The following is a 9,647-nucleotide window of genomic DNA, read 5'->3' on the forward strand; positions in this document are numbered from 1 at the left end:
TAGAACAACCGAATCCATATTGAAGAAAAGAGGAATGTATGATGGGTCAACAACTGAACAGGTCCAAAAAATGGCTGATCGGAAGCGTGGCGGCGGGTGCTTTGGTGCTTGCGGCTCCATTCTACTCGTCGACGGCGGCTGAATTTATCAAGCCGGCAACGGCGGAAGCGGCGGGTGAGCAATCGATGGAACGCAATACGATTGTCGTTTCGGGGCAAGGCGAGTTTTCGGTGACGCCGGATGTAGCTTATGTGACGCTCGGCATTCAAACGCAAGGCAAAACGGCGAACGAAGCGCAAAAAGGCAATGCCGAAGCGTTTGCGAAGCTGGAGAAGGTGCTCTTCGAAACTTTTAAGCTCGACAAGAAGGATGTAAAATCTTCCGGCTTCAACGTTCAGCCCGAATACAGCTATGAAGACAAGAGCGGTCCGAAAATTACCGGATATTCCGCCAACCATTCGGTTACCGTCACGTACCGCGATCTTGCCAAAATCGGCGATCTGCTCGACGCGGCCTCCGCAGCCGGCGTAAACCGCGTGAACGGGGTTCAATTCGGAACGGAGAAAGGCGAGGAATACGAGCTTCAAGTCATCGAGAAAGCGATGGCAAATGCCGAGACCAAAGCGAAATCGATCGCCAAATACGCCGGCAAAACGCTGAAAGGCATTATCCACGTCGAGCAAAGCAGCACTGCGAACTATCCGCGTCCGCTCGAAGGCGGCTTCGCGATGGCCAAGGCGGAGGCGATGGATGCGGCGGGCACTTCCATACAAGCCGGCGAGCTGAAATTATCCGGTTCCGTCCAAGTAACGTTCGAATTCCAATGATCCGCCCAATCGGCAAAAAACCTCCCAAACCGGCTTCAACGACCGGGATTGGGAGGTTTTTTTGTTTCTCGTATACTCGTCGCCAACCAGCGTCACGAGCGTGTCGGTTCGTTATTCGTTATCCGTTATTGCACCGCACGTTTTTTCTTCTTAAGGACGACCAGCAGTACGGCTCCCGCCACGATGGCGAGCAGCAGCACGCATTGTCCCACATAATGATGGACGGCGGGCATCAGCGCAAGCAGACTGGCTCCGATAAAATGTCCGAGCGTAATGAACGTCGTGCACCAAAGCAGCGCCCCCGTACCCGCGTAAAGCAAATACCGCCAAAACTTGACCGCGCTGACGCCGGCCAAATAACAAGTAAAGTGTCTGACACCCGGCACGAAATAGCCGAAGCTTACCGTCCACAGGCCGTATTTGTGAAACCAGCCTTCCGCTTTTTCCAGCCGTTCGGGCGTCAATTTGATCCATTTGCCGTAACGCCATAAAAACGGTTTCCCTACTCGTCTTCCCAGCGTATAACTGACGATCATCCCGGTCATCGCGCCTGCGAAGCTTACGAGGATCGATAATGTATATGAAAAAGTACCGACCGAAGTCCAATAACCGACGAACGTCATCAATATTTCATCAGGAACCGGTATCCCTACTATACCCACTGCGAGCAAACCGAATAACATCGCATAGCCGTAATGCAAAAGCAATTGTTCCAGCGCTTCCTGCACGCCTTACACCCCCACGAAAATAAAACCGACATCCTTAACCAGACGTCGGATAATCCCATTCGATCCAACAAAAATCAATCATTCAAACTCTTTCGGGTCACAGGCCTATTTGCAAATTTTGCCCGACTATGCGCATTTTGGTCCAAACGGATTCCGGCGCCTTAGAGGCCGGCGATTCTGTAGGTCTAAAGCCGCTTCGATGTTGTTCGTTCCAGGCGATTCAATAAATAGCAAAATCGCTCGATATTTGTCGATCCCTTTCGAGCCTTTCTCATTGTATCAGAAAGTCGCGCGATACCCAAGCGATTTTGTCATGCCTCCGGACAAACCGTCATAGGTTGTACTATCGCCATTATTCTGCCTGCGGATTCCTTCTTCCTATTTCGAGGAACGATCGAGTCGGCCGCTGCGAAATATCGGTACGAGGGGCGGGAAGCAAATTGATCCGAAAGGTTGTACAAATCGTACAGGTGGCCTTTACGTATATCGGTACGGTCGTCGGCGCAGGCTTTGCGAGCGGACAGGAAATTCTCCAGTTTTTCACCAAATACGGCTGGATGGCAACGGCGACGATCGCATTCGCGACGCTGCTTTTCACTTGGCTCGGCATCAAGCTGATGCTGCTCGCTAACGAATTAAACGCCAAATCGTACGAGGACTTGATCAAGGAGCTTTTCGGGGCGAGGCTTGGCGGATGGATCGGCCTGTTTATGCTCGTTATTTTATTCGGTGTGAGTACGGTTATGCTGGCCGGCGCGGGGTCGCTGTTTTCGGAGCATCTTCATTTATCGTATCAAACCGGCTTGATTATTACGATGATTCTTGCCTATTTCATCATTGCCAAAGGCATGCAAGCGATCGTGGCCGTCAATTCGCTCGTCGTACCGGTCATGCTCGTCTTTACAGCCGCGATCGTTTGGGCAACCTGGGAGCTTCCGGGCGCGCAAAATTGGCTCGTGCTCGAAAGCGATTATCCGCTTCATCGCATCTGGTTCTCTCCGCTGCTTTACGCCGCTTTTAACATGGCGTCAGCGCAAGCCGTGCTCGTACCGCTGGGCTCTGCGATACGCGACCGCTCGGCTATTTTTTGGGGAGGCTTGCTAGGAGGTCTCGGCATCGGCATTATGCTGCTTGCCTGCCATTTTGCCTTATCCGCGCAAATGCCGGGTATCATGCAGTTTGAAATTCCGATGGGGCATATCATATATCCGCTCGGAACGACGGTTGTGTTTATGTACATCGCCGTCATCTACGGAGAAATATTCACGACGCTTGTAGCGGACGTTTACGGCCTGTCTCTCCAGCTCGAGCAGCGGACGAAGTGGAATCAGAAAGCGATCATCGCGATCATTTTGGCTGCCGCCTATTCGGTCAGTCAGATCGGCTTCAGCAAGCTGTTGTCCACCTTGTATCCTTTATTCGGCGTGGTGAGTCTCATTTGGTTTGTGTCCATCGTTTGGCGCAGGGAGAACCGGCTTCCGCGCAATACGTAGGACGACAAGCAGGCGGGCCAGCAAAAACAGCATGCCAAGAAACGCGAATGCGGCGCCTGAAAGCAAATAACCGTAATGATAATCCGGATAGCTGGCCCTGTCTCTCATGACGCCGAGAACGTCGACAAGCAAGAACAGCATGCCGGCACCCATCAATACCAAAACCGCATAATCGACTACCGTCCAGCGCAGCAGCAGCGCTCCCGCCGTATCCGATAAAGTCGGCCTGTCTTTGCCGTCCATTGCGGCGTCTTGCTGCTTTTTCCATTGCTCGAGCATGTACCAGACCGTATAAAAAACGGCGGCTGTTACGGCGATGCCGATCAAGCCCGCTATGACAGCCAATGCTAACGTATTCAATTCGAGATCATTCCTTTCGTTTCGTTCAGCGCGACAGCTGATAAACTAACCAAAGCGTAACGGTAAAACTGATAACAGGCAGCGCAATAAACAGCGCAACGCTCATGAAAGCCGGCATAATCGGTACCGGACGCCAAATCATGCGAAGCAGCCTGCCGCCGCTGTCCTCCAATAGAAGCACGTGGGCTTTCACGCCCGGTTTGGCATGGATTTGCGCCCCGCCTTCCGGAACGACAATTTTCCCGCGCTTCCAGCCGACATGATAAGTAATCTCGCGCTCACCCGTCGTCTTTTTCCTATCGCCCATCGTAACCTCCGCTCAACTCTCTTTTTTATTATAGTAGTCGAAACGATTGAAAAATCAAAGGAATAAATCATTCAAAGCGGCAAACCTTTCTAAAGCTTTCCTTTTTAAAGGATTTAAAATGATTTTTTAAAACTATTTCGGACCCCTCCTAAATCCTCCCCTTCCCCAAGGGGAGGACCCATATTGCTTCAATTCGGAATTCGAAGGTTGAAGCAATGAGGCTACGCCCCTGGACCCCGTAACAACCGTCCGCCAAACCGGGCCGTCTTCGATGATCAATTTCGCCTCCCCCCCGCTAACAACCTCAGTGACGCGCTCGCTTACGAGCACCTTTCGTACTGCGGTCACACTCTCCTTCAGCTTCCTTCCCCAACGTTTCGCCTATCGGTGCCTAGCATCACGCTCCCCCATTCCACCAACTACCTGCTAAGAATCGCGCCACGACTTCGTCGCGAAGCTCCATTCTAATTAAAGACTTCGCCGTTTTAGCGAACTGTCGTACCCAAGTGATTGCCAAAATGAAACAATTTAAACGCCCCGCACGTTTATAACATGCAAGGCCTTCCAGCCGCGGCTTCAATTATACGGCGCAAAAGCCGATGTATAACATAGACGACCGCCCTATTGTGGTCGTCATCTGCGCAAACGCTGCATATCCAAACGACTACTTATCAGCCGATGCCCAAGTATTAATGAGGCAGGCAAAGACAACTATTCGTGAGGCTAGCCTTACTATTTATCGCCGAAAACCCATGTTCCGACGAGTTAATGAGGCAAACACAATTATTCGTGAGGCTAGCCTTACTATTTATCGCCAAAAACCCGTGTTCCGACGAGTTAGTGAGGAAAACGCAATTATTCGTGAGGCTAGCCTTATTATTTATCGCCGAAAACCCGTGTTCCGACGGGTTAGTGAGGCAAACGCAATTTTTCGTGAGGCTAGCCACACTATTTCTCGCCAAAAACCCGTGTTCCGACGAGTTAATGAGGCAAACACAATTAATCGTGAGGCTAGCCTTACTATTTATCGTCAAAAACCCGTGTTCCGACGAGTTAATGAGGCAAACGCAATTATTAGTGAGGCAAACGCAATTGATAATTGCGTTTGCCTCACTAACGAGCGAAAACGAGCATTTTACAGGTGAAATAGTGAGGACAGCCTCATTAACAATAAGGTTTTCTCCACTATGCGCACGATCCATGCATGACAATTACGATTCCCGTATTTGCTTTCATAACCAGTAACCAGGTCTTCATCGATCCCAGCTTTAGACTTGATCTCGTACTAGTAGGTTGACCGCGTATGATATTAGGTTTACTACCTGACTTGTCGTCAAGAGCTCGCGGTCAAACGTCGGATTCGTATGATGCATATCAGTACCCAAACCTTGCATTTAACGCGGTCAACCTACTAGTACGTTGATCGGTTTGGGTGCTCGTGGCCTTATACGAACCCGCCCATTCCACTGCGGATTCTCTCATGAAAAGCGCGGGCAGAAAACCTTAGATCATACGCGGTCAAGGTTTCCGCACCGCGCGCCTCCCGGCGCGCGGTGCCGTCGCGGCACGCGGTGCTCGGTCACGTCGGCGGTCAAACCTCGTGCGGGTGCTATTGTGCCTCATAAGAACCATCGCTTTGTGGACGGCATTTTCATGACATGTGTGGGCGGCAAAACTTAGATCATATGCGGTCAAGGTTCTAGCAACTCTAATTGTCCGAAAACGTCTGCTTTGTGCGAACTCATACCGTTTCATGAACGGAGCTTCCGGCCCAAACACCTTGTCAGCCCGTTATTTCGCTGTGGAATACGCACATTGATCACTTAGCATTCCAAACAAACAAAAAAATCACAGGAGGAAGATCGGATGAAAAAAAGATTGCTAATTATTGCGACGCTGATCGCATTAACTGCTTCCTATACGAGCGTCCATGCCGCAGATCGGGTCGATCCGACGACGCGGAAGTACGATATTTTGCAAAATGCCGGTATTTTCAACGGCTTTGAGGACGGGTCGGCCAGGCTCGACCTGTCGATGACGCGCGAACAATTCGCCGCTGTCATCACCCGTCTGTGGAAGCTCGACGAAACAACCGCCAGAGACTATAACGATGTGGACCCGAACCGCTGGTCGAGCGGCGCTATCGGGGCGGTAACGAAAGCCGGTTTTATGAACGGTGTCGACGAAGGCGTGTTCGGCCCCGAACAAACGGTAACGATCGAGCAGCTGGCAACGATTCTCGTGCGGGCGCTGGGTTATGACGACAGCGACAAAATTCCGCCTAACGTTAACAAAGGAACGATGAGCGATTGGGCGATCCCCTACATCGATAAAGCGGTGGCGAGCGGGTATATTTCTTTTTATGGAGACTACCGGAAAATTGCCACCAGGGCGGAGCTTGTCGAGTCGTCTTTCGTCGCGTACAACAAGCTCAAAGGCGATAACGTACCGAATCCGAACGAATCGCTCACCGTCGTTTCGTCGCGGGCGGTAAACGATCGCCGGATTGAAGTGACATTCAGCGACAACGTTACTCAGCAGTACGATCTTAACTTTTTGCTGATTGCCGGAAAACCTTCCGAAGTCGATATTATGTACAAAGATAAACCTTTCCGGATTACCGTAACCTTGAGCTCTTCGGGAAACGGAAACACGGGCTCCCAGCCGGGGAACGCGGCAAAAACACTCTGGATCGAAAGCGCGGAGCCGCTGACGAACAACAAGGTAAAGCTTGTTTTGCTCGAGCCGGTCGAAGCGGCGGAGCTGTCCTCTATTTCGATCGTATCGGCGGGCGGCTCCCGGCTACCCGTGCGCGACATGCTCGTAGGCAAAGACCGCTCAACCGTCATCGCCGTAACCGACGAAATGACGGAAGGCGTCAAATACACGTTGACATCCGGCGGCCGCTCGTTTACGTATACGGGCCTCGGCGTTGACAAAACGAAACCGCTCATCGAATCCGTACAGGTCAATCCGAATGCAACCGTAACGGTCAAGTTTAACGAACCCGTAGATGAAGCGACGGCAACCGACCCGGCCAAATATGCAATTCGAGATCTGAGCGTACAGCAGGCCGAGCTGTCGAAAGACGGTAAGACAGTCACCTTAATAACGCTCCCGCAAAAAGAAAATTACCGTTATTATTTGACCGTTTCGGGGATTAGCGACTTATCCGGCAATGTCATGACTCCTCGCGCCGGCCTGTTTTTCAACGGGATCGTCGATCGTGTCAAGCCCGAGTTCCTTACGGTAGCCAACTTCAGCCAGACGGAAATATCGTTGTTCTTCAGCGAACGTTTAAGCCCGAACGGGATCGGCAATTTAGCCAACTATGCGATCGATAACGGACTCCAAGTAACGAGTGCAAGACTTTCGGAGGACGGAAACTGGGTGCATCTTACGACAACGAAGCAAACGCGCGAAACGGCGTACAACATTACCGTCAAACAGCTGCAAGATATAAACGGCAATATGATGTCGGAAAAATCCAATATGTTCATCGGCATTACGGATAACGAGCCGCCGAAGGTTCAATCCGCAGTCGTGATGCCGGATCAGTCGATCAGGTTGACGTTTAACGAAAAGGTAACGAGAGCCTCGGCGGAAAACCTGGCCAACTATACCGTTTCTAACGGGGTAACCGTACAAAAAGCATTGCTCGATAGAGACAGTCAGTCGCTTACCTTGTTCACTTCCCGTACGACGGCTGGAACCATCTATCAATTGTCGGTTTCTGGCGTTGCCGATTTGGCGGGGAATGTTTTGCATACCGATAACGCGCTGACATTTGCGGGCAACCCCGATATCGAGCCGCCCGTTCTGCAATCGGCCAGCTTTTATGCTTCGACGGTGCTGTTGACCTTCAGCGAGGAGCTTGATCCCGTCTCGGCGGAAACCTTAGCGAATTACCGGTTCGACAAGGGACTTGGGCAAGCGATCAACGCAACCTACAATGATATCGCCAAAACGGTGACGCTTACGACTAACGCGCCGTCGCCGGGCACTCCCTACTCGCTTTCCATTTCCGGCGTCAAGGACCGTGCGGGCAATACGATCGTCCCTGTTAATCACTCCTTCACGGCAAAGCAGTCATTATCGGTGCTTTCGGCAACCGGAATCAGTCACAATTCCGTCTGGCTCGAGTTCAACCGCGACATCAAGCCCGAGGAGCTCGTTCTGCTGCGCGCCGAATTGATGAACAGCGATTACGACCGTTTCGGAAGCTCGAAGCCGCTCATTACGAGCATTATTACGCCTGTTACCGACAAGCGCAAGGTGAACGTCCGTTTTCAATTGAGCGGCAACCCGAATCCGTATTTATTCCGCAGCGGCACGTCCTACCAGCTGAAAATAAGCGGACCGCAGGAGCTTGTTACGTCGAACAACGCCAATATTGTTTCGTTCACAGGCGTACAGACGACCAACACGAATCCTTATGTGACAGCGATTAAAGCAGCCGATAACGCGACCGTGCATATGACTTTCAGCCAGCCGGTCAAAAACGTGCGCCACGGGTTGTTTACGATCGTCGATGCCAAAGGCAATCAACTGCCCGTCCTCGGCGACAACATAAACGATCCTAGCGCTATCGTCAGCGAGGCCGTTCTCTATCTTGGGGCAACGCCTGCAGCCGGAGCCGTCTATACGCTATCGTTCGCGCCGGGCATAACGGATGCATCCGGTCTCACGCCGTTCCGGACGATCGATCCGGACAACCGGAAAGCGTATAAGGTCATGTTCGGCGGCATCGGCGAAGCGAATAAACCGCCGAGAATGTTGACGGCCGGAGCTACCGACGCCCATACGTTCGATATTCATTTCAGCGAAGCGGTTCTGAATGCCGAAAGGGCGACGTATACGATAACCGACACGACGGACGGTACGGTCACGACGATTACGCCGGGCGTCAATGCCAAAATCGTCGCATCCAAAAATATGAGCAGCGTGACTGTTTTCCTGAAATCGTCGCTGCCGTCGCCGATGAAAAACGGCCGCATTTACAAGGTCGGTTACAATCCTGCGTCGGGAACGATAACGGATAAGCAGTCGCTGCGCCTCGAAGCCGCAAACGGGGCGAACGAAGCGTTGATGGCCGGTAATGAAAACACGCACAGCGCACCGGCCATCGAAGCGGCAGCCGCTTCGGGAACGACCGTGACCGTGTTGTTGAGCAGGCCGCTTGACGCCGCTGTCCCGCTGAACAATGCGATGGAAATTTGGATAGACGGCGCACGGACGATGCCAAGCGCAGTGTTCGCGGAAGACCGGATTCTGACATTTACGGTTCCAAGCCTAAAATCCGGCAAAAGCGGCGAAATCCGCATCGCCGAAGGGAATGCGGCGCTTCTTACCGACTACAATGGCAAAGCGATCGCACCTGTTAGCTTCAAATTTATGACGAACTGAACGACTGCAGCAGCTAACCACAAAGAACTTTCCCTCATTATGAAGGAGGGTTCTTTGTTTTTCGGCATAACACCAAAAGCATGCGCTTAATTTTAGGCTCGACATAAAATCGTGTATGCGGCAGTCGAGGATGACTCACCGCATATGCGAGGTGATGCAAGCTCTCAACCGAATGTAGCTGAAATATCATATACATTGGCTCCTTACGCGGCTGTTCAACTGAAATGTAGCTGAAAATTCATATACATTGGTACCTTACGCAGCTGTTCGACCGAATGTAGCTGAAAATTCATATACATTGGTACCTTACGCGGCTGTTCAACCGAATGTAGCTGAAATATCATATACGTTGGCTCCTTACGCAGCTGTTCAACCGAATGTAGCTGAAATATCATATACGTTCGCTCCTTATGCGGCTGTTCAACCGAATGTAGCTGAAATATCATATACGTTGGCTCCTGACGCGGCTGTTCGACCGATTCCAGTCTGAAAAATCAAATTCCCCCCCCCCCCCCCCCCCCCCCCC

Annotated in this window: 6 protein-coding genes; 3 read left to right on the top strand and 3 right to left on the bottom strand. The window is 51.7% G+C overall.

The window, feature by feature from the left end; all coding sequences use genetic code 11:
* Positions 1-38: 38 nt before the first annotated feature.
* Complete coding sequence (locus tag DQG23_RS10575; RefSeq protein WP_113030781.1) at positions 39-827, top strand: SIMPL domain-containing protein; 789 nt, start codon at positions 39-41, stop codon at positions 825-827.
* Positions 828-952: 125 nt separating this feature from the next.
* Here DQG23_RS10575 and DQG23_RS10580 read toward each other — a convergent pair whose 3' ends face one another.
* Complete coding sequence (locus DQG23_RS10580) at positions 953-1,510, bottom strand: DedA family protein (protein ID WP_113030818.1); 558 nt, start codon at positions 1,508-1,510, stop codon at positions 953-955.
* A gap of 485 nt (positions 1,511-1,995) precedes the next feature.
* On the opposite strand from DQG23_RS10580, the gene DQG23_RS10585 reads away from it, so the two are divergent.
* Positions 1,996-3,048 carry a YkvI family membrane protein gene (locus DQG23_RS10585; RefSeq protein ID WP_337589396.1) on the top strand — a complete coding sequence of 351 codons (1,053 nt, stop codon included), beginning with the start codon at positions 1,996-1,998 and terminating at the stop codon, positions 3,046-3,048.
* On the opposite strand, the gene DQG23_RS10590 is transcribed toward DQG23_RS10585, so the two are convergent.
* Positions 2,971-3,408, bottom strand: a complete 438-nt coding sequence (locus tag DQG23_RS10590; protein WP_113030782.1) for a hypothetical protein — start codon at positions 3,406-3,408, stop codon at positions 2,971-2,973. The genes DQG23_RS10585 and DQG23_RS10590 overlap by 78 nt on opposite strands.
* Before the next feature lie 25 nt (positions 3,409-3,433).
* The gene (locus tag DQG23_RS10595) at positions 3,434-3,715 is read right to left on the bottom strand and encodes a hypothetical protein (protein WP_113030783.1); all 282 of its coding nucleotides are present in this window, start codon (positions 3,713-3,715) and stop codon (positions 3,434-3,436) included.
* A 1,866-nt stretch (positions 3,716-5,581) separates the two neighbouring features.
* On the opposite strand from DQG23_RS10595, the gene DQG23_RS10605 reads away from it, so the two are divergent.
* Positions 5,582-9,121, top strand: a complete 3,540-nt coding sequence (locus DQG23_RS10605) for an Ig-like domain-containing protein (protein WP_113030785.1) — start codon at positions 5,582-5,584, stop codon at positions 9,119-9,121.
* The last annotated feature ends 526 nt before the right edge of the window (positions 9,122-9,647 follow it).

Origin of the sequence: Paenibacillus contaminans (assembly GCF_003285015.1) — a bacterium.
In the GTDB taxonomy this organism is placed as follows: Bacteria; Bacillota; Bacilli; order Paenibacillales; family NBRC-103111; genus Paenibacillus_V; species Paenibacillus_V contaminans.